Annotated in this window: 24 protein-coding genes; 21 read left to right on the forward strand and 3 right to left on the reverse strand. The window is 66.8% G+C overall.

Going from position 1 to position 26,127, the window contains the following annotated elements; all coding sequences use genetic code 11:
* Positions 1 to 1,146, reverse strand: a complete 1,146-nt coding sequence (locus tag AC6HZP_RS01520) for a GNAT family N-acetyltransferase/peptidase C39 family protein (RefSeq protein ID WP_497525108.1) — start codon at positions 1,144 to 1,146, stop codon at positions 1 to 3.
* A 232-nt stretch (positions 1,147 to 1,378) separates the two neighbouring features.
* Complete coding sequence (locus AC6HZP_RS01525) at positions 1,379 to 2,323, reverse strand: DMT family transporter (protein ID WP_497525109.1); 945 nt, start codon at positions 2,321 to 2,323, stop codon at positions 1,379 to 1,381.
* A 355-nt stretch (positions 2,324 to 2,678) separates the two neighbouring features.
* Between AC6HZP_RS01525 and AC6HZP_RS01530 the strand changes: the two genes are divergently transcribed.
* From AC6HZP_RS01530 to AC6HZP_RS01620, 19 genes are all read left to right on the forward strand, one after another.
* Entirely contained in the window at positions 2,679 to 3,899 is a 1,221-nt protein-coding gene (locus AC6HZP_RS01530) for a DEAD/DEAH box helicase (RefSeq protein WP_244669712.1), read from the forward strand.
* Positions 3,900 to 3,952: 53 nt separating this feature from the next.
* Positions 3,953 to 4,159, forward strand: a complete 207-nt coding sequence (locus tag AC6HZP_RS01535) for a cold-shock protein (RefSeq protein ID WP_018182467.1) — start codon at positions 3,953 to 3,955, stop codon at positions 4,157 to 4,159.
* A 10-nt stretch (positions 4,160 to 4,169) separates the two neighbouring features.
* Positions 4,170 to 4,451, forward strand: coding sequence for a translation initiation factor IF-1 (infA, locus tag AC6HZP_RS01540; protein WP_201401761.1), 282 nt, complete (start codon positions 4,170 to 4,172; stop codon positions 4,449 to 4,451).
* Positions 4,452 to 5,122: 671 nt separating this feature from the next.
* Positions 5,123 to 5,608 (forward strand): tellurite resistance TerB family protein, encoded by a 486-nt coding sequence (locus AC6HZP_RS01545; protein WP_201401762.1) that lies wholly within the window; start codon positions 5,123 to 5,125, stop codon positions 5,606 to 5,608.
* A gap of 81 nt (positions 5,609 to 5,689) precedes the next feature.
* Positions 5,690 to 6,427 (forward strand): glutamine amidotransferase, encoded by a 738-nt coding sequence (locus AC6HZP_RS01550; protein ID WP_497525110.1) that lies wholly within the window; start codon positions 5,690 to 5,692, stop codon positions 6,425 to 6,427.
* 427 nt (positions 6,428 to 6,854) lie between these two features.
* On the forward strand, positions 6,855 to 7,880 hold the full coding sequence (locus tag AC6HZP_RS01555) for an extracellular solute-binding protein (protein WP_201401763.1): 1,026 nt from the start codon (positions 6,855 to 6,857) through the stop codon (positions 7,878 to 7,880).
* Entirely contained in the window at positions 7,877 to 9,472 is a 1,596-nt protein-coding gene (locus AC6HZP_RS01560) for an ABC transporter permease (RefSeq protein WP_497525111.1), read from the forward strand. The genes AC6HZP_RS01555 and AC6HZP_RS01560 overlap by 4 nt, the downstream gene beginning before the upstream one ends.
* Positions 9,473 to 9,708: 236 nt before the next feature.
* Complete coding sequence (locus AC6HZP_RS01565) at positions 9,709 to 11,217, forward strand: SH3 domain-containing protein (protein WP_497525112.1); 1,509 nt, start codon at positions 9,709 to 9,711, stop codon at positions 11,215 to 11,217.
* 308 nt (positions 11,218 to 11,525) lie between these two features.
* Entirely contained in the window at positions 11,526 to 12,512 is a 987-nt protein-coding gene (locus AC6HZP_RS01570; protein ID WP_497526719.1) for a sensor domain-containing diguanylate cyclase, read from the forward strand.
* 216 nt (positions 12,513 to 12,728) lie between these two features.
* Positions 12,729 to 12,968, forward strand: coding sequence for a hypothetical protein (locus AC6HZP_RS01575; protein WP_497525113.1), 240 nt, complete (start codon positions 12,729 to 12,731; stop codon positions 12,966 to 12,968).
* Positions 12,969 to 13,219: 251 nt separating this feature from the next.
* Complete coding sequence (locus AC6HZP_RS01580) at positions 13,220 to 14,302, forward strand: isopenicillin N synthase family dioxygenase (protein ID WP_497525114.1); 1,083 nt, start codon at positions 13,220 to 13,222, stop codon at positions 14,300 to 14,302.
* Between the two features lie 25 nt (positions 14,303 to 14,327).
* Positions 14,328 to 15,638 carry an O-acetylhomoserine aminocarboxypropyltransferase/cysteine synthase family protein gene (locus AC6HZP_RS01585; RefSeq protein WP_497525115.1) on the forward strand — a complete coding sequence of 437 codons (1,311 nt, stop codon included), beginning with the start codon at positions 14,328 to 14,330 and terminating at the stop codon, positions 15,636 to 15,638.
* Between the two features lie 26 nt (positions 15,639 to 15,664).
* Complete coding sequence (locus tag AC6HZP_RS01590; protein ID WP_497525116.1) at positions 15,665 to 16,699, forward strand: ABC transporter substrate-binding protein; 1,035 nt, start codon at positions 15,665 to 15,667, stop codon at positions 16,697 to 16,699.
* A gap of 7 nt (positions 16,700 to 16,706) precedes the next feature.
* Positions 16,707 to 17,708 (forward strand): ABC transporter permease, encoded by a 1,002-nt coding sequence (locus AC6HZP_RS01595; protein ID WP_497525117.1) that lies wholly within the window; start codon positions 16,707 to 16,709, stop codon positions 17,706 to 17,708.
* Positions 17,702 to 18,496, forward strand: coding sequence for an ABC transporter ATP-binding protein (locus AC6HZP_RS01600; protein ID WP_497525118.1), 795 nt, complete (start codon positions 17,702 to 17,704; stop codon positions 18,494 to 18,496). Before AC6HZP_RS01595 ends, AC6HZP_RS01600 begins: the two co-directional genes overlap by 7 nt.
* On the forward strand, positions 18,493 to 18,840 hold the full coding sequence (locus AC6HZP_RS01605; RefSeq protein WP_497525119.1) for a hypothetical protein: 348 nt from the start codon (positions 18,493 to 18,495) through the stop codon (positions 18,838 to 18,840). The genes AC6HZP_RS01600 and AC6HZP_RS01605 overlap by 4 nt, the downstream gene beginning before the upstream one ends.
* A 166-nt stretch (positions 18,841 to 19,006) precedes the next feature.
* Positions 19,007 to 20,050, forward strand: a complete 1,044-nt coding sequence (locus AC6HZP_RS01610; protein ID WP_497525120.1) for an amino acid ABC transporter substrate-binding protein — start codon at positions 19,007 to 19,009, stop codon at positions 20,048 to 20,050.
* Between the two features lie 12 nt (positions 20,051 to 20,062).
* Positions 20,063 to 21,229: an amino acid ABC transporter permease gene (locus AC6HZP_RS01615; protein WP_497525121.1), complete on the forward strand. Its 1,167-nt coding sequence runs from the start codon at positions 20,063 to 20,065 to the stop codon at positions 21,227 to 21,229.
* Positions 21,226 to 22,320, forward strand: a complete 1,095-nt coding sequence (locus tag AC6HZP_RS01620; RefSeq protein WP_497525122.1) for an amino acid ABC transporter permease — start codon at positions 21,226 to 21,228, stop codon at positions 22,318 to 22,320. The genes AC6HZP_RS01615 and AC6HZP_RS01620 overlap by 4 nt, the downstream gene beginning before the upstream one ends.
* Before the next feature lie 53 nt (positions 22,321 to 22,373).
* On the opposite strand, the gene AC6HZP_RS01625 is transcribed toward AC6HZP_RS01620, so the two are convergent.
* The gene (locus tag AC6HZP_RS01625; protein WP_497525123.1) at positions 22,374 to 23,804 is read right to left on the reverse strand and encodes an aldehyde dehydrogenase family protein; all 1,431 of its coding nucleotides are present in this window, start codon (positions 23,802 to 23,804) and stop codon (positions 22,374 to 22,376) included.
* A gap of 178 nt (positions 23,805 to 23,982) precedes the next feature.
* Here AC6HZP_RS01625 and AC6HZP_RS01630 point away from each other — a divergent pair, with 178 nt between their 5' ends.
* Both AC6HZP_RS01630 and AC6HZP_RS01635 read left to right on the forward strand, forming a co-directional pair.
* Entirely contained in the window at positions 23,983 to 24,597 is a 615-nt protein-coding gene (locus AC6HZP_RS01630; protein ID WP_201401778.1) for a hypothetical protein, read from the forward strand.
* Between the two features lie 397 nt (positions 24,598 to 24,994).
* Positions 24,995 to 26,101, forward strand: coding sequence for a linear amide C-N hydrolase (locus AC6HZP_RS01635; RefSeq protein WP_201401779.1), 1,107 nt, complete (start codon positions 24,995 to 24,997; stop codon positions 26,099 to 26,101).
* Positions 26,102 to 26,127: the final 26 nt, after the last annotated feature.

Below are 26,127 nucleotides of genomic sequence, written 5' to 3' on the forward strand. Positions count from 1 at the left end.
TCACCTCGGTCTGAGAACAACGGCGGCGCGCAGAGCCTCGCGTCCCCATCGGGCCATATGCTCGAAATCGGCGTAGGGTATCGGCAGGTTCGCTGCGTCGTTGTGGGTCTCATGCTTGCGGTCCTCGACCCAGGGGTCGTGAATGAACAGATGGCGTCCATCGTCGCCGACGACCAGAACCCAGTGCGGCACCTTCTGGCCGAACATGCGGTAGGCCGAGATCAGGACGATGACGAGCGCGCCCTCGGCGAGCGCCGCGCGGATCGCGGCGACGTCGATCGGCCGGTAGGTGATCGGGATGTCGAAGGCGATGGTCTGGCGGCGGAAGTCTTCCTGCGCCAGCGCCATGACGCGGCGCTTTTCCGGATTGCGGACAGATGCGAGGAAGAGCGAGCCTTCGCGGCTGATGTAGATGCTGGCGGAGAGGCCGTTGCGCGCCGCCGAGACGGCGAGCCCGTGCGGGTCGCAGCCGCCGAGGCCGGCCATCATGAAGACCGTCGTCGCCTGGCGCCAGAGCTTGATCTCCTCGACCGGGCTCATGGCGTAATCCGCGCGGAAATGCGCCAGCGCCATCATCACGCAGCAGGGGCCGCAGGTGAAGTCGGTTGTCTGCTCGTAGTAGGGCACCGCCGTCGACTGCCCGGTGCCACGCAGCCGCTTCTCGAAGCGCAGCGCGTCGGCGTGGTCCTCGTAATAGTCGAGATAGCGGCCGATGCGGCGGTAACCGAGCCGGCCGTAGAGCGCGATGGCGCCCTCATTGTCCTCGCGCACTTCGAGGCGGAGCAGGAAGCGGTCGCGGGCATACGCCGTCCGTTCGGCTTCCGCCATCAGCGCGGTGCCGATGCCGCTGCCGCGCATCTCCGACAGCACGGCGATCGAATAGAGCCGCGCCATGCCGGTGCCGGCGCGGAACAGCAGCAGCGTGTAGCCGCCGAGCCGGCCGTCCGGCAGGCTCGCTACGGTGATCGCCGCCGTCGGCGCCTCGACCAGCTTGCGGAAGCTGCGCCGGGTGATGCGATCGGTGTCGAAGCAGGCGGCCTCGATGGCGAGCAGGCCATCGACGTCGGCCGCGCCGGCCGGGCGCACGGTGTAGAGGGGGGACGAGGGCGGTGCGACTGCACTGACAACGCGTGATGGAGTGCCCATCTCAGGCTGATCCGCAAGGGGGACTGGCGGGCGCCTCCGGGATGTTGCGCCTTCCACCCCTCGATCTCTGTCCCAAATTGCGGCGGCGCCAAGGCTGCGCGCCGCACGCAATCGTGAACGTCGAGGCCTTAGAGCCGCTCCTCGTTTCATGAAAACGATGAACGGCCCTATCTCTTTGTTTTATCGAGTTTTCTTCACGCGAACCGGCATCCGCTTCGCTTGAAAACGGCTCCTAGCCGGGGACGTTGTCGCCGACTTCCTCGGCGATGGTGTCGCCCGCCTTCGGCTTGCCGGTCCGCTGCTCGCGCAGGAAGATGTAGAAGCCGGCGGCGATGATGATGGCGGCGCCGACGAGCATCGAGATCTTCGGCTCGTCGCCGAAGACGAAATAGCCGAACACCACGGCCCAGATCAGCATGGTGTACTGGTACGGCACGACCACCGAGGCCGGCGCCAGTCGCAGTGAGCGCGTCACGCAGAGCTGTGCCGCGAGCGCGACGACGCCGATCAGGGCCAGGGCGGCGAAGTCGATCGGCGTCGGCGTCACCCAGGTGAACGGGGCGATGACGGCGCCGGTGACGAGTGTCGCCGTCGTCGAGAAGGTCAAAAGCGTCGTGTCCGGCGTGCCGCGCAGCTGGCGGGTGATGATCATCAGCGCGGCGAAGAACAGGCTGCCGCCGATGGCGATCAGCGCGCCCCAGCTCAGGCTCTCGGAGGAGGGCTGCAGCACGATGACGACGCCGATGAAGCCGGCCAGGATCGCCAGCCAGCGCGGGCCGTCGACCTTCTCCTTCAGGAGCAGCGCCGACAGCGCCGTCACGTAGACCGGGCCGGCGAGGTAATAGGTCATGACATCCGCCAGCGGCAGCAGCGACACCGACCAGTAGAAGAAGCTGATCTCGCCGACGATGACGAAGACGCGCAGCAACTGCAGGCCGGGGCGCGGCGCGGCGCGCAGCGTCGCCAGGCCGCCCTGCTTCTGGATGAAGGGACCGAGGACTACGACCGCCGCGATCGAGCGCAGCAGCATGATCATGCCGACGGAATAGGTGGCGGTCAGCCATTTTCCGAGCGTGTCGTTGGCGGAGTAGAGGAAGATGCCGAGGACCATCAGGGCGATGCCCAGGACCGGACCCGAGAGGGCGCGCGCGGAAGCGGAAGGGGAACTTGCAGACATGAAATCACATGGCGGATGATTGAATGGGCACTCTGCACAGAAGTGCGGCAGAGACAAGAAGATCCGCGTCGTTGCGACGCGTTCTTGCAGCCTCTTCTGCGCGGTTGCGACTTTTCGATTGCTTTTTCGCCGGCGAGTCCGCATATACGCGACGACGATCATCGTGATCGCGCTGTGCCACGCGAAGGTTTCGGTGGCTCTATCCTGCCAGGGGGGCAGGACACGACCCCGTCCTCTGATCCTTTCGCGCGTGGGTCATGACTAGAAGTCGAATGCCGACAGGTGTTCGCACAATTAGGCTTTCTTCTTGAATCAATTGACAAATTTCGCGGATTTGGCTCTTGCCGAACCGCTGGTGCGTGCGCTTGATGTGGCCGGCATTACCAGGCCGACGCCGATCCAGGCGCAGGCAATCCCCGCGCTTCTCGAAGGCCGCGACATGCTTGGCATCGCGCAGACCGGAACCGGCAAGACCGCCGCGTTCGGCCTGCCGCTCCTCCAGCATCTGTCGCGCCGCGCGGACGGCCTCGTGGCCAAGACCGCTCGCTCGCTCATCCTCGCGCCGACGCGCGAACTCGCCATCCAGATCGATTCCGAGCTTCGCAAGTTCGCGAAGTTCCTCGGCATCCGCCATGCGCTCGTCTTCGGCGGCGTCGGCCATCAGCCGCAGATCCGGGCGCTCGAGAAGGGTGTCGACATCCTCGTCGCCACGCCGGGCCGCCTGCTCGATCATCTGCAGGCGGGCGCCGTGCGCCTCGACAGCGTCAGCCATCTGGTGCTCGACGAAGCCGACCGCATGCTCGACATGGGCTTCGTCCGCGACGTCATGAAGATCGTGGCGCTGCTGCCGGCGAACCGTCAGTCGCTGCTGTTCTCGGCGACGATGCCGGCCGAAGTGGCGCAGCTCTCGCGCAAGATCCTCAAGGACCCGGTCCGGGTCGAGGTCACGCCCGAGGCGGTCACGGTCGATCGTATCGACCAGAAGCTCTATCGCGTGCCGACGGCCGAGAAGCGCAATTTCCTCCTGGATCTGCTTGCCAATCCGGAGATGGAGCGCGTCATCGTCTTCACGCGCACCAAGCACGGCGCCGATCGCGTCGCGCAACACCTGCAGAAGGCGCGCGTCGAGACGCTCGCCCTGCATGGCAACAAATCGCAGGGCGCCCGTCAGAAGGCGCTGGAGGGCTTCAAGGATGGAAGCCTCCGGGTTCTCGTCGCCACCGACATCGCCGCTCGCGGCATCGATGTCTCCGGCGTGACCCATGTGGTGAATTTCGACCTGCCCGACGAGCCGGAATCGTATGTCCATCGCATTGGACGTACGGCCCGCGCTGGTCGCAGCGGGCTCGCACTCTCTCTGTTCGACGCTGGCGAAGCTGCGCGTCTGAAGGCAATCGAGCGGCTGATTCGCCGTCCGATTCCGGAAGTCGCGACCAATTTCAAAGCCCCGTCTTCGGCTCAAAGGCCCGCTGCGGACACGCAGCGGGGTGACAAGCCGGCTCGGGACGGGCAGCCTATGCAAGAAAAGAGCAAGAAAAATCGGTGGCGTGGCCAACAACGCCGCCGAGCGGCTTGACGACGGGACGGTCGTTAGCAAAGTTCTCTACCGCCAGACTGAAGGAGATTTCCATGGCGACGGGTACAGTGAAGTGGTTCAATGCGACCAAGGGTTACGGTTTTATCCAGCCGGACCAGGGTGGTCAGGACGTGTTCGTGCACATCAGCGCCGTTGAGCGCGCTGGTCTGTCGACGCTGCGCGACGGCGCCAAGATCTCGTACGAGCTCGAGACCGATCGTCGCGGCAAGACGTCCGCGACGGAACTGAAGGTCTCGTAAGGAACAACACATGGCGAAGGAAGAAGCGCTCGAATTCGAGGGTACGGTCGTCGAGGTCCTGCCCGACGCCAAGTTCCGCGTGGAACTCGAGAACGGGCATGTCGTCGTCGCCTACACCGCAGGCCGGATGAAGAAAAACCGGATCAAGACGCTGGCGGGCGACCGCGTAACCGTCGAGATGACGCCATACGATCTCGATCGTGCGCGACTGGTTTTCCGGCACAAGGGCGAACCGCTTGCTCCGCAAGCACCCAGGCCGCCTTTCCGCGGTGGCGCGGCGCGTCGACGCTGACATCCGACGCCAGGTGATGAAACTGAGGGCCGGCGCGTTCATCGCGCCGGCCCTTTTCGTTTGCGCCGATGGCGGGAACGGCCCGCCGTTCCGGCCTCCCGGCGCCGCCCGGCGGGGAAATCGCGACCGGATGGTACGGCAACTTTATGGTTTCGGCCGATTAACCCCATTTGCGGCCGAAATCCGGCGCGGTTGCAAAAATGTGGCAGCCGATGGCTAAAACCCGCTTGCGTCCCGTCACGGAAGACCATATTCTTTTCTTGTCGCGGGGGCGGACGATTCACACCATCTTAAGTCCCTGTCGGCGAGACAGCTTCGGGAAGCTCCCGGTTAGAACTGTATTCGAAGATTATTTCGACACGCAGTTGTAATTAGAATTGATGAGCTCGAGTTTTTTTTGGTTCGAGCAAAGAGTTATTCTTTTTAGTTATGTTTTCGCCGCCGGCCCAAAAGGTCGGCGGTTTCTTTTTGTGCGTTCTTCATGCGCTCAACTTGGCCCGCCGACTCCGGCTGCTCTTGCCTCGAATCCGGCTTTTTCGCGACAATGCCTGCCCTCGGTGGTAGGTGACGGCTTGTCGCGTGATGATTTCCTATCCTTGCCTTATTCTCATGCAGCTTGAGCCAACATGGGGACGAGCCTGTCATCGGGGCAGAGCGCCCGGAGGAACTGAATGCTGAGCGTATTTCGCAATTTCCTCGCCGAACTGACCGGCGGCGGGACCGACAAGGGCTTCGGCGAGGATGATCACCGCCTGGCGGCGGCGGCGCTGCTGCACCATGTTGTCGCCGTCGACGGCGAGGTGACGGAATCCGAGCGCCAGCGCCTTCACGATCTCTTGCAGAACCGCTACGGCCTCGATGCCGACGCGACCGAGGATCTGATGCGCGCGGCCGAGAAGGCCGATGACGAGGCCGTCGATTTCTATCGCTTCACGAGCGTGCTGAAGACGCGGCTCGACGAGATCGATCGCGAGCAGATCGTCGCCATGATGTGGGATCTCGTCTATGCCGATGGCCGGCTGACCGAATTCGAGGACAATGTCATCTGGCGGGTCGCGGATCTGCTCGGCGTGTCCGGCCGGGCGCGGCTGCGCCTGAAGAAGATCGTGCAGTCCGGCGGCAATGTCGTCGCCGATATCGCGCCGCAGGAGAGTTGATCGCCGCGAGTTGATCGCAGCCGGCGGGCAGGCGTGCCATCGCGCAGCCCGCGGGCGTCGTAGCAGAGGAACGCTGGACCCTTGTCGCCGGAGAAGCCGCCCGTCCTGATCGTGCTGCATCAGGAGCATTCCACGCCCGGCCGCGTCGGCCTGCGGCTGCGCGAACGTGGCTACGAACTGGACATCCGCCGGCCCCGCTTCGGCGACGCGCTGCCCGCGACGCTCGGGAGCCATGCCGGCGCGATCGTCTTCGGCGGGCCGATGAGCTCGAATGACGACGAGGACTACATCCGCCGCGAGATCGACTGGATGGCGGTGGCGCTGGACGAGCAGGCGCCGCTGCTCGGCATCTGCCTCGGCGCGCAGATGCTGGCGCGGCAGCTCGGCGCGCGGGTGGCGCCGCGCGAGGATGGCCTGGTTGAGATCGGCTATTACCCGCTGCGCGCCACAGCGGCGGGGCAGGGGCTCTGCGCCTGGCCGGAGACCGTCTACCAGTGGCATGGCGAGGGCTTCGACCTGCCGGCTGGCGGCGAACTGCTGGCGGAGGGCGATCTCTATCGCAACCAGGCGTTCCGCTACGGGCCTTCCGCCTTCGCCTTCCAGTTCCACATCGAGCTGACGCTCGCCATGATGCATCGCTGGACGACGCATGGCGAAGATCGCTTCCTCCTGCCGGGCGCGCAGCCGCGCGAGCGGCACATGGAGGGCCGTGCCGTCTACGACGCGCAGACCTCGCATTTCCTCGACGGCTTCCTCGATCTCTGGCTGCGTCTGCCGCGCGGCGATCGTGCCACCCTGGAGCCGGTCGCCTCCGCGTGAGCGGGTCCGTCGTTGCAAATTGCGAGTCCCGTTGCAGATTGCAATGCGCGAACGGTGAATCGGCCGTTAACCTTCCCCAGATCTGGCCAATTTGATTCAAATTGTAGCTAGATCTGGTGGCTCACTCGGTTGGCACGTCTGGCAGGAAGCTTGCGACACATCATGCCAAGCTGATCTTCCGGTTGTGCGTAATCAGCTCCGATCGGACGGAGAAGGGTCGAACCGATGACCCCCGGTAGCCCTTCTCCGCTCCGCCCGCCCGTCGATGGGCCGGGCTAGCTCCGCTTCCGGCTCCCTGCATCTCGTCGCCCACGGCCGGTTTCCGGCTTCCTCATGGGCAACCTTGTCGCGCCCGTCGCAGTTGACAGGGCGCGCCGGCGGGTATTGGTACGAGAACAATCGACTGCAATAACATAGAGTTATTCCAATGTACGACGTCTCGAGGCGTCAGCTGATGCGCGCCGGTCTCGGCTTTGCCGGCGTATCGCTGATCGGCGGCGGCGCGAACCCGGCGCGCGCGGAAGACCAGACGCTGGCGCTCTATAACGGCCAGCACCGCCCGCCCGTCGAGGCGCTCGTCGCGGCCTTCACCGCGGCGACCGGCATCGCCGTCGTCACGCGCAACGGCAACAGCGCCCAGCTCGCCAGCCAGCTGATCGAGGAGGGGGCGAATTCGCCCGCCGACGTCTTCTGGTCGGAGGAGAGCCCGTCACTGGCGGCGATCGACGAGAAGGGCCTGCTCGCCCCGCTCGAGGCCGAGACGCTCAAGCAGATCCCGGCGACCTATGCCGCCAGGACCGGCACCTGGATCGGCGCCGGGGCGCGCTGCCGCGTCGTCGTCTACAACAAGGCCATGATCGAGCTGTCGGCCCTGCCGAAGAGCGTGCTCGATTTCGCCGGCGAGGCCTGGGACGGCAAGGTCGCTTTCGCCCCGAACAGCGGCGCCTTCCAGCAACAGGTCGTCGCCGTCTCGCTGATGAAGGGGCGCGACGCGGCGCTCGCCTGGCTCAAGGGCCTGCGCAAGTATGGCGAGGTCTATAACAGCGACTCCGCCGCCGTGGAGGCCGTCGAGGGCGGCGACATCGCGGTCGCGCTCAGCAACAACTACTATTGGTACGCGCTCGCGAAGGAGCTCGGTCCCGACAACATGAATTCCGCCCTCTATCACATGGGCAACCAGGATCCCGGCACGCTGATCACCGTCTCCGGCGCCGGCGTGCTCAAGAGCTCGAAGAAGAGCGAAGCGGCGCAGCGTTTCGTCGCCTTCATGGTCAGCGAAGCGGGGCAGCAGGCAATCGTCGACGCGATCGCCGAATATCCGCTTCGTCCTGGCGTCGTCTCGCCGTTCCCGATGAAGCCCTTCGACGAGCTCGATCCCGCTCCGGTGACGCCGGCCGATCTCGGCGACGCCGCCGATGCGCTGGCCCTTTTGCGCGAGGCGGATCTCGCTTGACGCGCGCTTCCGGCGATCCGGACGGCCCTTCGAGGCGCGGCGCGGGCGGTCATCCCGTCTCGCGGCTCCTGCTGGTGCTCGCCCTGATCCCGACCGCGCTGATCGCGCTGCCGATCGTCTATGTGCTGCTGCGCTCCTGGGGCGCCGGCTGGGAAGGCATCCTGGCGGAGCTCGGCCGCCGCCGCACGCTGATGCTGCTCGGCAATACGGTGACGCTCTGCCTGTCGGTAACATCAGCCTCCTGCCTGATCGGCTTCGCCGCCGCCTGGTGTACCGAGCGTTCGGACCTGCCAGGCCGGCGGATCTGGCGCGTGCTCTGCTGTCTGCCGCTCGCCATGCCGGCCTTCGTCGCCAGCTTCGCCTGGAAATCGCTGGGGCCGACCTTCCAGGGCATGCCCGGCGCCATCCTCATCCTGACCATGGAGAGCTTCCCGCTCATCTTCCTGCCCGTGGCGGCGGCGCTGCGCAGCATGGATCCCGGCATGGAGGAAGTGTCGCGCTCACTCGGCAAGGGGCCGTGGCGGACCTTCCTGCGGGTGACGCTGCCGCGCACGATCCCCGCGCTCGGCGGCGGCGCGCTGCTGGTCGCCGCCCACATGCTGTCGGAATTCGGCGCGCTGGCGCTGCTGCGGGTGCAGACCTTCACCACGGCGATCTTCCAGCAATATGAGCTGCAGTTCGACAATGCCTCGGCCGCCGTGCTGTCGGCGCTCTTGATGCTGCTCTGCCTCCCTGTCGCTTTCGGTGAAATGTGGCTCCGGCGCGGGGTCCGTTTCTCCAAGGTCGGCCGCAACACCGCCCGGCGCATCGCCCCGGCGCGGCTTGGCCGGGCGGCGCCCTTCGTCACCCTCGGCTTTATCGTGGTGGCGATCCTGGCGCTCGGCGTGCCATTCGGCCGGCTGCTCTACTGGCTCCTCAAGGGCGTCTCGGCCGGGCGCGGGCTGGAGGCGATCGGGCCCGCGCTCTACGGCTCACTGTCGCTGGCGCTGCCGGGCACCCTCGTGACGACGGTGATCGCCCTGCCGCTGGTGCTGCTCGTTCTGCGCAGCCGGGGCCTGTTCGCCCGCTTCGCCGACCGGCTTCCCTATATCGTGCACGGCCTGCCGGGCCTCGTCGTCGCGCTGGCGCTGGTCTATCTGTCGATCCGGCTTCTGCCCTCGGTCTACCAGACCCGCGTCGTGCTCTTCGCGGCCTATGCCATCCTGTTCCTGCCGCTCGCCCAGTCGGCCATCCGCGCCTCGGCCGAACTGGTGCCGCGCGAGATCGAGGAAGTGGCGCGCACGCTCGGCCGCAGCCCGTTCCGCGCCTTCGTCTCGGTGACGCTGCCGTCGCTGGCGCCCGGCCTCGGCGCGGCGCTGGCGCTGGTCGCGCTGGAGCTGATGCGCGAGCTGACGGCGACGCTGATCCTGGCGCCGACCGGCGTGGTGACGCTCGCCACCGAAGTGTGGTCGCACACCAATGACAGCGCCTATGCGGCGGCGGCGCCCTTCGCGGCGCTGCTGGTGCTGATCTCCGGCGTCCCGGTCTACATCTTCACGCTCCGGACACTGAAGGTTGCACCGGACCGCGCACTTAGCCAAGCAACGCCATAGATTTCGGGCCCGGCGCCCGCCGATCGGCCGTTGGGTGACGCTCGGCAAAGAGTCGCCGCATTCTTCCGTCATGTTGACTGCCATCGGCCTGTCTCAAGGGCAATTGCCTGTACGCATTGGTTGTTCCGGTCCTATTTTACTATTGAGTGGTGCATCGAAGTATTAACCATCAAGGTTTTGAAGACGTTTTGGCGGCAACGGGGGTTACATGTCGAAACAAAGTAGAGATGAGTTCCATGAACACTACCGCGAAGACCGGCGCCGCCCTGCGCCTGCGCAATTCGGCTGAACCCGTTAGCTCCAGCGCATCTCCCGAGACCGACAGTTTGGCGCGTCGCGCCGAAGCGCTCCGAGAAAACCTCTATCGCTTCCCGAAAATAGGCATTCCGCCCGTGCGGGCCGCCCTCCAGGTCGAGCCGCCGCGCGCCGGCTCCCCGCGTGACGCGGCCCGGCTGCCGGAACCGCCGAACGCCGCCGCGCCGTCGCTTCCCGCACCCTCGCTTGCCGGTCTCGAGGATCTGGCCGCCGAGCTCGAAGCCGCGCTGATGGGCGACCTGCACAAGGCGACCTTGGCCGCGTCGCCGGAGCCGGAGCCCGTCGCGGCGAAGCCGAACCCGCTGTCGCTGTCGTTGTCGCTGGAACAGGCCGAGATCGAGCATGGTTTCACCGGCCAGGCCACCCCGGCGCGCAAGGAAGAGGTGCCGCAGCAGGACAAGCTCGCCGTCGAGCTGCTGCTCTCGCGGGGCCAGCGCCAGCCACAGATCATTTCGCGGCCGAAGCCGGCGGAACTCGAGGACCGTCTCGCCGGCGAACTGGCGCAGCGTCTTTCCGAGGCCGTCGACGGCCTGAATGCCGCCGAAAGCGAGGTTTATTCCGAGGAGCGCGAGCTTGAGCGCAAGCGCCTATCGTTCGATCGCTTTCCGCTCAACAAGTCGCTGGTCGGCATCGCCGTGGCGCTCGCCGTCGTCGGTGGCGGCGCGCTGGTGACCGTGCATTCGCTGACCGCCAATCCGGCAACCCCGGCCCCGGCGAAGCAGGAAGTCGTCGCCGCCGCGGGCGAGAAGGCCGACGTGGCGCCGGCGGCTCCGGTTGCGAAGTCTGATGAGCGCGCGGCCGAGGACAAGTCGCTGCACGAGCCGCCGCAGCTGCGCGGCGCCGACATGTTGTCGACGACCGGGTCCTTGACCCCTGCCGCCTCGATGGAGGGTGCGCCGGTGGCTGACCCCGGCGTGCGCTCCGCCTTCTCCATGGATTCCGCCGCGCCGGACTCGCCGGCCGCCCGCGTCGTGAAGACGAGCCCGGTGCCGGCGACCCAGGAGAGCCAGGCGGCGCTGGGCCAGGATCCGGCAAGCCAGGATCCGGTGAGCCAAGACACGGCAAGCCAAGGCACGGCAAGCAACGAGACCGCGAGCCCGGATAGTTCGGACGCGGTGGCGAGCGCGGACTCGGCAAGCGCCGGGTCGGACACGCCGGCCGATGTCGCCCCGGCTGCCCCCGCTCGCGCCGCTCCGGCACGGGCCCACGCTGCCTCGGTGCCGGCCAAGGCCATCGCCGACCTTCCGAGCGGCAAGGCGCAGATCGCCTCAGGCGTGAAGCTTCGCGGAAATCCCGACAACAGTGCGCCGACCGTCGGCTATCTGAAGGCGGGCACCCAGGTCGACGTCGTCAGCTGCAAGGGCTGGTGCGAGGTCGTGGCCGATGGCAAGCGCGGCTTCGTCTTCAAGCGCTTCCTGACAGCATTGTAAGGCACTCGCTCCGGCGCGACCCGGCGCGGACGGCCATCCGCGATGGTTCCGAAAGCGTAATCCGCGCCTCGGACAAGAAAATTTTGTCGCCGGAGCGGCCTTTGTTGTCCGCTTGCGCTTACTTTGCGGTCATGCCGCCGGTTTGACTGGGCGGATCGCAGTTCCTCTGCTAGGAGAAAGGAATCAAGGCTGGGTGACTGAAAGCGGACATGCACGAGTTTGGATCGGGACGGGCGGGTAGCCCCGCCGAGGCGACGGCTCACAATACAGAGCGTTATTGTCGCGGCATGGAGATCCTTTTGTCCGCGGTGCAGAAGCTCGCTTTTGCCCGCGAGCTCGGGCAGGTGCAGCGCATCGCCCGGTCGACGGCGCGCCAGATGACGGGCAGCGACGGCGCGGTCTTTATCCTGCGCGACGGCGAATTCAGCCACTATGTCGATGATGAAGGGATCGCGCCGCTCGGGAGGGGCCGGCGCATTCCGCTGGGTGAGTGCGTCGCCGGATGGGCGATGGTGCATCGCCAGGCCGTGCTGATTTCGGATATCCGCGCGGACGAGCGCATCGACCAGTGCCTCTATGGCCCGACCCTCATCCGCAGCCTGGCGGTCGTGCCGATCCGGGTCCCGGAGCCGGTCGGGGCGATCGCGGTATACTGGAGCGAGGTCGACGCTCCCGGCGAGGACGATCTTCGCCTCCTGAAGCGTCTCGCCGATGCCGTGTCGCTGGCGATCGAGAACATCCGCATGCATTCCGAGCTCGAGGAGCGCGTCCGCTCGCGCGCCGAGGAGCTCGAGAAGGCCAAGGCGGCGATCGAAGAGCTGTCGATGACCGACGAGCTCACCGGCCTGCTCAACCGGCGCGGTTTCCGCCGCGCCGCCGAGGCGGTCATCGCCAAGGGGCGGGGCTGCCAGCTGGCGATCATCGACGTCGACGGGCTGAAGAAGGTCAACGACACGTTCGGCCATGCCGTCGGCGACAGCCTGATCGCCGATTGCGCCAGCGTGCTGCGCGATAGCGTGCGCCACTCGGACGTCGTCGGACGGATGGGCGGTGACGAGTTCTGCGTGCTCGTGCCGGCGCCGCTTGCTCCGGCGGAGACGCTGCGCAACAGCCTGCGGGCGCGGCTCGACTACTTCAACCGCCTGTCGCCGGCGCAGTGCCAGCTGTCGATCAGCGTCGGCATCGTCCAGGCGAAAGCGGGCAGTTCGCTGTCGCTCGACGACCTGCTCAGCCAGGCCGGCGCGCTGATGTCGATGGAAAAGCACTCCAAGGTCATCTCGGAATCGCGCCACTGACATTGCCGTCGCGACCGCTTCGACGAAATCGCCAGATCGTTCAAATTGCGATGAACGGCTTGTGAGTTTGCGAACGGCTGGGACTGCCATATCGCGTCATCGTCGACGGATAGGGCAGACGCGATGTCGCTGGAAAAGAAACCGAAATTCCCCCGCAGACCCCTTGCTGGCGGGGACTATGCCAGCCTGAGGCGGACGCCCGCCGGCGGCGCCGGGGTGAGCCGGCCGCTGCGCCAGCTGGAGCTGACCGAGGAAGAGCGGGAGCGGCTCGAGGCGACCGAGGCGCTCGTCGTCGACGGCGCCGGGCGGGAATGCTTCCGGGGCCTCACCATCGCGGAATCGCTCGAGTTCCTGACGCTGCGCCGCCTCGGCCTCGACAATTCCGATGCCGATTTCCTGCGTCTGATCGAGCTCGGCGACCTGCACGCCGCCTCGCAGAACCGCACGATCAGCTAACGCCTCCGCGGGGGCCGAGCGCCGTCGAGGCGGTTGTGCCCGGTTCCCCATGCTCGCGAATGGAAGGTATCGACGTAGCGTCAACCTCGGTTTCTGCGCCTAAAGCAAACTCCGGCATGCGCGCAGAAAAGAACGCCGTTCCTTCTCTACAAACTAGGTCGCCTTAAAATCCTCTGAACCAGGAGGGCAGCGGAAATCCGCGCCCCAGGCGTCGGGCTTCGGCTCGCGCCGTCCGGATCAAGAGGACGACCATGCCGACATCCAATCCGCTTCCGAGCACCCATGACGCGGCGACCGCGCCGCGCACGCTGCCGATCCTCGATATTTCGAAGCTCTCCGGCAGTCCGGAGGAGCGCGCCGCGTTCCTCGAGGAACTCGGCACCACGGCGCGGGAAATCGGCTTCTTCTATCTGACCGGCCACGGCATTCCGGACGAGCTGATCCGCGAGATCGTCGCCGTGTCGCGCCGGTTCTTCGAGCTGCCGGAAGCCGACAAGCTCTCGATCGAGATGGTAAACTCGCCGCATTTCCGCGGCTATACCCGCGTCGGTCTGGAGATCACGCGCGGCCAGGCCGACTGGCGCGAGCAGATCGACTTCTCGTCCGAGCGACCCGCCATTCCGGTCGCGCCGGGCACGCCCGACTGGGCGCGGCTCCAGGGGCCGAACCAGTGGCCGGATGCGCTGCCGGCGCTGAAGCCGACCGTGCTCGAATGGCAGCGCCAGCTCGCCGATCTCGGCATCCGCGTGCTGGAGGCGTTCGCCCTGGCGCTGCAGCAGGACAAGGACGTCTTCTCTCCCGTCTACGAGAAGGCGCCGATCCAGCATCTGAAGCTGATCCGCTATCCCGGCCGCGACGCCACCGGCAGCGACCAGGGCGTCGGCGCCCACAAGGACGGCGGCTTCCTGACCCTGCTGCTGCAGGACGTGCAGGGCGGGCTGCAGGTCGAGGCCGACGACGGCAGCTGGATCGACGCGCCGCCGATCCCCGGCACCTTCATCGTCAATATCGGCGAAGTGCTGGAAATGGCCTCGAACGGCTATCTCCGCGCCACCGTCCATCGCGTCGTCACGCCGCCGGCCGGCAAGGACCGCCTGTCGGTCGCCTTCTTCTTCGGCGCCGCCCTCGACGCGACGATCCCGCTGCTCGATCTCGCGCCGGAACTCGCGGCCAAGGCCCTCGGCCCGACCGCCGACCCGCAGAACCCGCTCTTCCGCGAAATCGGCCAGAACTACCTGAAGGGGCGCCTCCGCTCGCACCCCGACGTGGCCGAGCGCCACTACGCCGACCTCCTCGACCCCACCGCCAAGCGCGAACCCGCCTCGGCCTATTGATCCCTCGGCATTTGGAGACACCCACATGACCTTCCAGCCGACAGAATTCGAGACCAAGCGCTTTGAAACACTCGCCGTGCATGGCGGCAGCTACCGGGCCGATCCGGCGACCGGCGCCGTCGCCGTGCCGATCTACCAGTCGACCTCGTTCCAGTTCCAGGACACCGATCACGCCGACCGGCTCTTCGCGCTCGACGAGCTCGGCTACATCTATTCCCGCGTCGGCAACCCGACGCAGGACGCGCTGGAGCAGCGCATCGCGGCGATCGAGGGCGGCGTCGCCGCCCTCGCGCTGGCGTCGGGCCAGGCGGCCTCCGCCTATTCGATCCTCAACCTGACCCGGCCGGGCGACAACATCGTCTCCTCGACCGGCCTCTATGGCGGCACCTATGCGCTGTTCAACGCGACGCTGAAGAATCTCGGCGTCGAGGTGCGCTTCGTCGATCCGTCCGATCCGGAGAATTTCCGCCGCGCCACCGATAGCCGCACCCGCGCCTACTACGCGGAAGCGCTGCCCAATCCGAGCCTGGAAGTGTTCCCGATCGCCGAGGTCGCCGCCATCGGGCGCGGGCTCGGCGTGCCGCTGATCATCGACAACACGGCCGCGCCGCTGACCATCCGTCCCTTCGACCACGGCGCCGCCGTCGTCGTCTATTCGGCGACGAAATATATCGGCGGCCACGGCACCACGATCGGCGGCCTGATCGTCGATGGCGGCAATTTCCCCTGGGAAGACCATCCCGAGCGCTTCCCCAACCTGCATGAGCCGGACCCGAGCCATCACGGCGCCACCTGGCTCGACAAGGCGAAGCCGCTCGGACCGATCGCCTATGTGCTGCGCACCCGCGCGGTGCTCTTGCGCGACATCGGCGCGGCGATCTCGCCCTTCGCCGCCTTCCAGTTCATCCAGGGGCTGGAGACGCTGCCGCTGCGCATCCGACAGCACAACGAGAACGCGATCAAGGTCGCGAATTTCCTCTCGACCCATCCGAAGGTCGAGAAGGTGATCTTCCCCGGCCTGCAGGGCGGCGTCGCCAAGGAGCGCGCCGAACGCTACCTGCGCGGCGGCAAGGGCGCGCTGGTCGGTTTCGAGCTCAAGGGCGGCCGCGACGCCGGTCGCGCCTTCATCAACGCGCTCAAGCTGTTCTACCACGTCGCCAATATCGGCGATGCGCGGTCGCTGGCGATCCATCCCTCGACCACCACCCATTCGCAGCTCTCGGTCGAAGAGCAGCGCGCCACCGGCGTGACGCCCGGCTATGTGCGCCTTTCGATCGGCATCGAACACCCGGACGACATCCTCGCCGATCTCGCCCAGGCCCTGGATCACGCCTGATCCGCTCCCTTTTTCAGGAAAACGCCATGAGCATTCTCGACGGAAAGAAGCCTTCGCTGTTCGGCCGCCGCATCTCGCGGCGCGCTGCCCTGACCGGGGGCGGCGTGCTGGCCGGCGCCGCCTTCCTGGGCGTCGCCCCGACCTTCTCGGCCCGCGCCGGCAATCCGACCAAGATCCGCCTCGCCTGGACCGAATTCGCCGCCTGCCATTCGCCGCTCGCCTTCGGCGTCGCCAAGGGCATCTTTGAAAAGCACGGCCTCGACGTTGAGCTGTTCTACCAGGGCGCCAGCGGCCAGACATTGGTGCAGGCGCTCGCCACCGGCAAGGCCGATGCCGGCGCCGGCCTGCTGCTCGACTGGGTCAAGCCGCTGGAGCAGGGCCTCGACGTCAAGCTGTTCGTCGGCTCGCATGGCGGCTGCACGCGGCTTCTCGCCTCCAAGGCCTCCGGCATCACGACGCTGGAAGGGCTGAAGGGCAAGACGATTGTCAGCTACGATCCGGCCAGCCCGCCGAAGCATTCGTTCCAGATCGCGCTCGCCCGCGCCGGCATTGATCCGGAACAGGACGTCAACTGGAAGGCCGTGCCGTTCGACCTGGTCGGCGCCACCGTCGATCGCGGCGAGGCCGATGCGCTCGCCCATCTCGATCCCTGGGCCTATTCGCTCAAGAAGCAGTATGACCTGGTCGAGATCGCCAATACCCAGACCGGCATCTTCGAAGACAAGGTCTGCTGCGTCCTCGGCGTCAATGGTCCCTTCCTCGAAGCCAACCGCGACGCGATCCGCCGCCTCGCCGAGGCGAACATCGAGATCCACGAATATACCGGCAAGCATCCGGAAGAAGTGGCGCAGTGGTACATCGAGAACCTCAAGCCCGGCATTGAGCTTGCCGACCTCTCCGATGATCTCGGCTCCTTCGTCTACCACATCCACCCGATTGGCCCGGAGCTGGTCCAGCAGGTGAAATGGGCGGCCGAGGACCTGCAGCTGATCAAGGTGATCGACGCCTCGACCGACCCGGCCGAGCTGGCGCAGCGCGTCACCGCCAACCTGCTCGCCTGAGGACACGATGGCGGATACCACGCACGGATCGGTCGGGGGCGCGCTCGCGTCCTCGGCCCTCGTCGGCGAGGTCTGGAGAAACGGGCTGCTGGCGGCGGCGAGCTGGTTGCTCGCGGCCGCCGTCACGCTCGGCTTCGACGACGTCGTGCCCTGGGGCCAGACGGGGTTGTTCGCCATCCTGCTCGTCACCGGGGCGGCGGCCTTCGCCGTCCTCGCCTTCTCCGTCCATCGCCTCGGCGCCGTCGGCCGCCGCATTGTCCATTACGGGCCGTGGTGGATCGCGCTCGGCCTCTGGTTCACGGTCTGGGAAATCTCGACTGCCAAACTCGGCTGGCTGCCAAAACCGTTCTTCTCGCCGCCGCAGGGCTTGCTGCATGTCTATGTCACCGACTGGCAGCGGCTGCTCGTCTGCGTGCTCTATTCGCTCCGCCTCTGGGCGCTCGGCTTCTTCTCCGGTATCGCGGTCGGCTTCGTCGTCGGCGTGGCGCTCGGCTGGTCGAAGCGCTTCAGCTATTGGGGCATGCCGCTCCTGAAGCTGATCGGGCCGGTGCCGGCCAGCGCCTGGATCCCGAGCGCCTTCTTCGTCTTCCCGACCACCTTCGGCGCCTCGATCTTCCTGGTCGCGCTCGCCTCCGGCATTCCGGTCATCATCCTGACCGCCTCCGGCGTCGCCTCGGTCAACCGCTCGCTCTATGACGTCGCCCGGACGCTCGGCGCCGATCGCCGCTTCCTCGTCCTCAAGGTGGCGGTCCCGGCCGCGCTGCCGAACGTGTTCGTCGGCCTGTTCATGGGCCTCTATTCGTCCTTCGCCGTGCTCGTCATCGCCGAGATGCTCGGCGCCAAATACGGGCTCGGCTGGTACCTGCAGTTCCAGACCGCCTATTCCGCCTATGGCAACGTCTATGCCGCGCTGATCATCATGGCGCTGCTCTGCTCGGGCCTCGTCAAGCTGCTCTTCGTCGGGCGCGACCGGCTGCTCGGCTGGCAGAAGGGGATCGTGCAATGGTAGCCGCGCTCGCCGAACGGCCGGAAGCGGCCACCACCGGCCTCGCCATCGAGCTTCGCGGCGTCTCGCATGCCTATGACCTGCCGTCCGGCCGGCTGCCGGTGCTGGAGGATATCGACCTCGACATCGAGCCCGGCTCCTTCGTCGCGCTGCTGGGCCCGTCAGGCTCCGGCAAGTCGACGCTGCTGCGCCTCGTCGCCGGGCTGGAACGCCCGGAGACGGGCAGCGTGCTCGCCGATGGCGCGACGATTGACAAGCCCGATCCGTCGCGCGTCCTCGTCTTCCAGGATCCGACCCTGTTTCCCTGGCGCACCGTCCGCCGCAACGTCGCGCTCGGGCTCGAGGCGCAGGGTCGGCTGAAGACGGAAGGCCATCGCATCGACGAGGCGCTCGCCCGCGTCCAGCTCGCCGATTTCGCCGACGCCTTTCCGCATCAACTGTCCGGCGGCATGGCGCAGCGCGCCGCGCTCGCCCGCGCGTTGGTCAACGATCCGCGCCTGCTGCTGCTCGACGAGCCGCTCGGCAAGCTCGACCAGCTGACGCGCCTCACCATGCAGGGCGAGCTTTTGGCGCTCTGGCGGCAATCCGGCTTCACGGCGCTGCTCGTCACGCATGACGTCGAGGAGGCGCTGCTGCTTGCCGATCGCGTCGTGATCTTCAGCGACCGGCCGGCCCGCATCCTCGGCGAGCGCCGCATCGAGCTACCCCATCCGCGCCACCGCGGCGATCCCGATCTGATCGCGCTGCGGCGGGAGATCCTTGAGCTTCTCGGCGTCAGCGAGGCGATATGAGCCGTCTGCCAATTTCACGCGATTTCGTCGGCACGGGCCTGCTTCTCGTCGGCATCGCGGCGCTCGCCGTGGCGCTCGGCTGGTGGGGGCTCGTCTTCGGCAATGTCGCGGCGAACACCACCCTGTCGCTGCCGGCGGCGGTGCCCTGCCTCGTCAACACCTCCGATCTCTGCTCGCTCGCCATGTCGCTCTGCGGCTCCGGACACTGGTTCGGCATCACGCGCTATTCGGAGGGATTGTTCTGGGCGGGCTTCGCGCTGACGGCGATGGCGGCGACCTTCCAGTTCGCGCTCGGAACCGGCGCCCGGGCCGAAAAGCGATCCCGGATCGGTCGCAAGAATTGAAATGGATTTTTCCGTAATCCGTCCGCTTTCCTTCGGGCCATGCTTCGCAAAGCGACGATGTTGATGGAATCATCATCGTAGTTCCGAGGAACTGACCGAGCATATCGCAGAACAAATTTACCCATATCAACCAGACGGACAGAATCCGTCCGAGGATTGACGACCCATGGCCATTTTCAAACGAAACATCATTTCCAAATCGATCGCGGCGCTCGGCGCGCTGGTGGTTTCCGGTTCGCTGCTGGCGGGAACGGCGAATGCCGGCGAGACGCTGGACAAGATCAAGTCGCGCGGCCAGATCAAGGTCGGCGTCGGCACGCTGCCCGGCTTCTTCGCGCCCGACAGCAATGGCGAGTGGCAGGGCTTCTTCGTCGATTTCGGCCGCGCGCTGGCGATCACCGTCTTCAACGATCCGAACAAGGTCGAGTTTGCGTCGTCGTCGCCGCAGCAGCGTCTGCCGGCGCTGCAGGCGGGCGAGTTCGACATCCTGCTCTCCGGCGTGACGCAGACGATCTCGCGCGCCTTCAAGCTCGGCTTCCATTTCGGCCCGATCGTCTTCTATGACGGCCAGGGCCTGCTGGTCGCCAAGTCGCTCGGCGTCGAGCACGGCAAGGATCTCGACGGCGCCACCATCGGCGTTCAGAGCGGCACGACGGGCGAATTGAACATCGCAGACTTCTTCCGCAAGAATGGCAAGACCTTCACCCCGGTCGTGATCGAGGACGACAAGGAATTCGCCTCGGTGCTGGAGTCGGGCCGCGTCGACGCGCTGACGCAGGACGCCTCGGACCTGGCGATCAAGCGGACGCGGTTGGCCAAGCCGGATGATTTCGTGCTGCTGCCCGAGCGCCTCTCCAAGGAGCCGCTCGCGCCCGCCGTCCGCGCCGGCGACGACCAGTGGCTCGAAATCGTCAACTGGACCGTCTTTGCGACGATCCAGGCGGAAGAGCTCGGCATCACCAAGGAGAATGTCGACAGCTTCCTGACCAGCGAGGATCCGACGATCAAGCGCTTCCTCGGCGTCGACCCGTCGCTCGGCGAGGCGATCGGCCTCGATCCGAAATTCGCCTACAACATCATCAAGAATCTCGGCAATTACGGCGAGATCTACGAGCGCAACCTCGGCAAGTCGACCCCGATCGGTTTCGAGCGCGGCTACAACCAGCCCTGGACGCAGGGCGGCCTGCTCTATTCGCCGCCGTTCCGCTAGGCGGCGCGTACGATGTCGACGGTCACCCCGGACGCTCCGGCGCCCGGCCTGCCGGTCCTGAAGAACCTTCTGGGCGAGCGTCCGCTCGCCCAGATCGTCCTGTTCGTCGGCGTGATGGCCGCGCTCGGCTGGCTCGGCCAGACGATGACGGGCAACATGGCCCGCGTCGGCATTCTGCCGGGCTTCGGCTTCCTCTCCCATCCGACCAATTTCGCCATCGGCGAGACGCTGATCGCCTATTCGCCGGAAAGCAGCTTCGCCCGCGCCATCCTCGTCGGCTTTCTGAACACGCTTGTGGTCTCCTTGCTCGGCTGCGTCATCGCGACCGTGCTCGGCGTTGCCCTCGGCTTCGCCCGCCTGTCGGAAAATCCGCTGCTCTCGGGCACGGTCCGCGCCTATGTCGAGCTGATCCGCAACACGCCGCTCCTGCTGCAGCTCTTCTTCTGGAGCGCCACCTTCAAGGCCTTCCCCGCCGCGCGTCAGGCGCTGGAGCCGGTCGCCGGCGTCTTCCTCAGCAATCGCGGCATCTTCATTCCGGCATTCCGCTTCGAGAGCGGCACGGCGCTCGCCGCCGTCTCGGTCGCCCTGGTCATCGCCGCCACCGGCCTGGCGCTGCGGCGGCGGATCGGCCTCTCCGTGCCAACGGCATTGCTGGCGGCGCTCGTCGCCCTGGCGCTCCTCGCCGCCCTCCTGGTCGCGAGCGGCGGCCTGCGGGTCGACGTGCCCGTGCTGAAGGGCTTCAACATCGTCGGCGGGCTGTCGCTGACGACGGAGTTCGGCGCGCTGCTGGTCGGTCTGTTCGTCAACGCCTCGGCGCTGATCGCCGAGGTGGTGCGCAGCGGCATCCAGTCGGTGCCGCGCGGCCAATGGGAGGCGGCGCGCTCGCTCGGCCTGCATCGCGGCCAGATCTACGCCAAGATCGTGCTGCCGCAGGCGCTCCGGGTCATCACGCCGTTGATGACGTCGAACTATCTGAGCCTGATCAAGAATTCGAGCCTCGCGATCGCGATCGGCTATCCGGATCTTGTCTCGATCCTCAGCACCTCCGCCAACCAGACGGGGCAGGCGCTGGAGACGATCCTGATCATGGCGGGGATCTATCTCTCGATCAGCCTTGCCGTCTCCTACGCCATGAACCGCTACAACAAGCACTATGCCCTGCGGGGGCTGACCCGATGACCCTGACCTTTCCCGAGCCCATCGTCCGTCCGTCCGCGCGCCTCGTCGCGGAACGCTGGCAGGCCTGGCGGCGGGGCCTGTTCGGCTCGCCCGTCAACCTCGCCATCACGCTCGGCTTCGTCGCCTTCGTGCTCTGGGTCGTCGCGCCCTTCCTGCGCTGGGCGCTGGTCGACGCGACCTGGACCGGCACGGCGAAGGATTGCGCCGAACGATCCGGCGCCTGCTGGGCCTTCATCGCCGACAAGGGGCGCTTCATCCTGTTCGGGCTTTATCCGAGCGGGCGCGACGGACAGGCGGCCACCGCGGTGGCGCTTATCGCCGGCCTTGTCGTCGTGACCGGCATGCCGCGCTTCTGGAGCCGCCGCCTTGTCCTGGTCTGGATCGTCACGCTCGCGGCCGCGCTGGCGGTGATGTCGGGCGCGCCGTCCGGGCCGTTGGTGGCGACGGAGAAATGGAGCGGCTTCCCGCTGACCGCGCTGCTGAGCGTCATCGGCTTCGCCGGCGCCTTTCCGCTCGGCATCGGGCTCGCGCTCGCCCGGCGCTCGGAGATGCGGCTGGTTCGCTATCTCGCGATCGCCTTCATCGAGACGATGCGCGGCGTGCCGATGATCGCCGTCCTCTATGTCTCGACGCTGCTGTTTCCGCTGATGCTGCCGGCCGGGGTGACGACCGACAAGCTGGTCCGCGCCCAGGTCGCGATCATCCTTTTCGTCGCCGCCTATATGGCCGAGATCGTCCGCGCCGGCCTGCAGTCGCTGCCGTCCGGTCAGTACGAGGCGGCGCGCTCGCTCGGCCTCTCCTGGAGCGCGACGACGCGTCTCGTCGTGCTGCCGCAGGCGCTGAAGGCGGTCATTCCGGCCTTCGTCAGCCTCGGCATCGGCCTCTTCCTCGACACGTCGCTCGTGCTGGTTATCGGCCTTTTCGATTTCCTGCATACAGCGCGGGTGGCGGCGACCGACATCAACTGGAACGGCTTCTACAACGAAGCCTATGCCTTCGCGGCGCTGGTCTATTTCAGCCTGAGCTACGCCGCCTCGCGCTACAGCCTCTGGCTCGAGCGCTATCTGCGCGTCGGCGAGCACCACCGCTGAACGAAAAGAGGCCGGCACGGCGCCGGCCCACTTCGCTTGAAACGCTCCCGGCGTCAGGCCGCCTCGTAGCCGAGGATGGCCTTGGTCTCGAGGAAATCCTCGAGGCCGTATTCGGCATATTCGCGGCCATTGCCGGACTGCTTGTAGCCGCCGAACGGCACGCCGGAATCCCAGGCTGGATAGTTGATGTGCACGGCGCCGGCGCGAAGCCGCGCCGCCGCCTTGCGCGCCTGATCGAGATCGGCCGACTGGACATAGGCGGCGAGGCCGTAGGGCGTGTCGTTCGCCATCCGGATCGCGTCCTCGACGCTGTCATAGGGCAGGATCGACAGCACCGGCCCGAAGATCTCTTCGCGCGAGATGCGCATCTCGGGCGTGACGTCGGCGAAGATGGTCGGGCGGATGTAGTAGCCGCGGTTCAGGTCGGCCGGACGGCCGGGGCCGCCGGCGACCAGCGTCGCGCCCTCGGCGATGCCGCTCTCGATCAGGGCCTGGATCTTGTCGTACTGGACCTGGCTGACGACCGGGCCGAGCTTGCTCGACGGCGCATCGGCCGGGCCGACGACGAACTTTTCCGCCGCATCGCGGGCATAGCCGATCACCTCGTCCTGGCGGTCGCGCGGCACGAACATCCGCGTCGGCGCGTTGCAGGACTGGCCGCTATTGCCGAAGCAGTTGGCCACGCCCTTCGGCACAGCGACCGAGAAATCGACGTCCGGGAACAGGATGTTGGCCGACTTGCCGCCGAGCTCCTGGGCGACGCGCTTCACCGTGTCGGCGGCGGATTTCGCCACCAGGATGCCGGCGCGGGTCGAGCCGGTGAACGACATCATATCGATGTCCGGATGGCTCGAAAGCGCCTCGCCGACGGTCGGGCCGTCGCCGTTGACCAAATTGAACACGCCGGCCGGCACGCCCGCCTCGTCGAGGATCTCGGCGAAGATGATGGCGTCGAGCGGCGCGATCTCGCTCGGCTTCAGGACCATGGTGCAGCCGGCGGCGAGCGCCGGGCCGACCTTGCAGGTGATCTGGTTCAACGGCCAGTTCCACGGCGTGATCAGGCCGACGACGCCGATCGGCTCCTTGACGACGAGCGACGTGCCCTTGGCGTGGCGGAACGAGAAACCCTCCAGCACCTCGACGATCTTTTCGAGATGCGCCAGGCCGATGCCGACCTGGCTGTCGAGCGCGAAGGGACGCGGCGCGCCCATCTCGCGCGAGACGGCCAGCGCAAGGTCGGGGCTCCGCTTCTTGTAGATCTCGACCACGCGTCGCAGCAGCTCGAGCCGCTCGGCCGGGCTGGTGAAGCCGAAGGTCTCGAAGGCGCGGCGGGCGGCGGCGACCGCCTTGTCGACATCCGCCTTGGTGCCCAGCGAGATCTCAGCGAAGGCGTCCTCGGTCGACGGGTCGATCACGTCGATGACGTTCGGTACCTCGGGATCGACCCAGGCACCGTCGATATAGAACTGCAGATTGTGCGACATGATCATCCTCCGTCTGGCGAGCAGCCTCTAGATTGACCCGAGCGGGCGGCGATGTTCAACCATCAAGTACGGCGCCCCGATCAATTGGGCAGCCTTCTTTTCTCCGCTTTCGCCGTCACAATGACCGCGTCGGCGACGTCTCCATGGTGGAGCGCGAAAGCCGGCGCACGGGCTCATCATGACGACATCGGTGACGCGGCTCTCCCGACCGACGACGCTGTCTTTCGAGGACAGGCTGGCGGTGGCGACCGAACTGGCCATCCGCATGGCCGAGGCGGGGCTGATCCGCCCGGACCGCTTCCAGGTCGCGCCGCACGACATCGCCACCTATGGCGCCATCACCAAGGACGGCGAGGAGCTCGGCCGCGACCTCGCGCGCTACGAGGCCTGGCGAGCCGGCGAGGCGGTCTGCGCGGCGCTCGACGATTACGGCCGCATGCTGGCCGAGCGGCTCGACGCGCTGCAGGTTCGCTGGGCGATCGACAACGATATCCGGCCGCGCTTCCAGATCGGCGATCGCGTCGTCTGGCCGAAGGTGGCGGGCGAGGACAATGTCGGCACCGTCACCGGCATCGAGCCCGGCGCGCGCTACAGCATCCTGCACGACCGCGCGGCCGCCAGCGGCTCGACGCTGCGCCATCTCGTCGATTTCGAGGCCTGTCGCGCCGAGGGCGAGCCGGCGCCGCCGCGCCGCGTCCTCACCCTGCCGCGCAAGATCGGCGCGGCCCTCTCCGCCTGGCTGTCGATCGAGGCGATGGATTTCGCCATGCGGACGAGCATCATGCTGCCCTGAGGCGGGCAGCCGCTGGCGCCTGCCATGCCTGCCGCGCCCTCTCCGGAATTCAGTCAATTCGGCACAACGATAATATTGCCGCAGGATCGATCGTAGACCTGCAACCGTTGGATGGTGCAGGGGGCGTTGTCATGCCCTTGTCATGCCGGGGATTTGGCCGACTGGCTTGTCTCCCGGGAAACGTCGAGTTCGCGCAAAAGCTGTGGCAACCACCCTTTTCGCATCGCCAGAAGTATGCCATGAGGTCAAACGGATGGACGCGACTGGGGGCGTCGCCGTCGGTCGCAGGTCGGGCTTGAGCCGCGGCCCGGCGGTGCGACGTGGCGGATGCAGAGCCCGTTCGTTGCCAGCCGCACCGACGAGTTGCAGCCCATCATACCCCTCCGAGGAAAGCCCCATGTGCACCGCGCTCATCTATCAGGACGCCAACGGAAATCCCTATCTCGGCCGAACGCTGGAGCTGACGCTCGATCTTCCGTATCAGGTCGTCTACCTCCCCGCCGGCTTCTCCGCGCGGTCCGAGATCGAGGGACATCCGGCGGTTGAGTACAAGACCGCGCATGATTTTCTGTCGATCACGATGCCGGTGCGCCAGCCGACCGCGGAAGCGCCGATTGAGATCGGCGACCTAAAGGTAGTCGATGGCCTCAACGACAAGGGCCTGACCTTCAGCCTGCTCTCCTATCCCGCCGCCTCCGGCCACCAGTCCCTGGAAGCGACGCGCGCCGTGCTGTCGGCGTCCGATCTCGGTTCCTGGGTTCTCGGCTCGTTCGCCACCGCCGCCGAGGTCAAGGCGGCGCTGGCCGATCAGTCGGTGAGCGTCGTGCCGCTCCCCTTGCTCGGCGGCGTGGAATCGCCGTTCCACTACGTCGTCAACGATGCCACAGGCGGCTCGATCGTCATCGAGTTCAACCGCGGCGTCATGTCGGTCTATGACAATCCCGTCCGCGTCATGACCAACGGGCCCGAGTTCCCGTGGCACCTGACCAATCTCTCGAACTACACCTTCCTGTCCAATGTCGACAAATCGGTCGGCACCTTCGGCGCGCTCAAGGTCGCGCAGCCGGATGCCGGCATCGCCACCGCCGGCCTGCCGTCGTCCAGTACCTCGGTCGGTCGTTTCGTCCGCGCCGTCTACTATGCGAACTATGCCGAGAAGGCGACGACGCCGGACCGCGCGCTGCTGACGCTCGCCCATGTCATGAACAATTTCGACCGGCCGCGCGACATCACTGTCGACTACCCGGAAGATGGCAGCGCGGGGATGGAGGTCGCGGGCCTCACCGACCCCAATGCGAAGGACTATGTGACCGAGTACACCAGCTGGACCAGCCTCGTCGATTTGAAGCGGGGCCAGTATCTGATCCGCAGCTATGACGATTTGAACTTCATTCGCCTCGACCTGACGACGCTCGCCGGTGTCGGGCCCAAGGTCCTGCCGCTCGCCAAGCTGAGCGGCGGCGCGCAGGACGCGACGGACCTGCTGAAGGGCGTCGCCGCCTGATCGAGGCCGGATGCGCCGCCTCTTCG

Source organism: Kaistia sp. SLG-1, assembly GCF_059699055.1.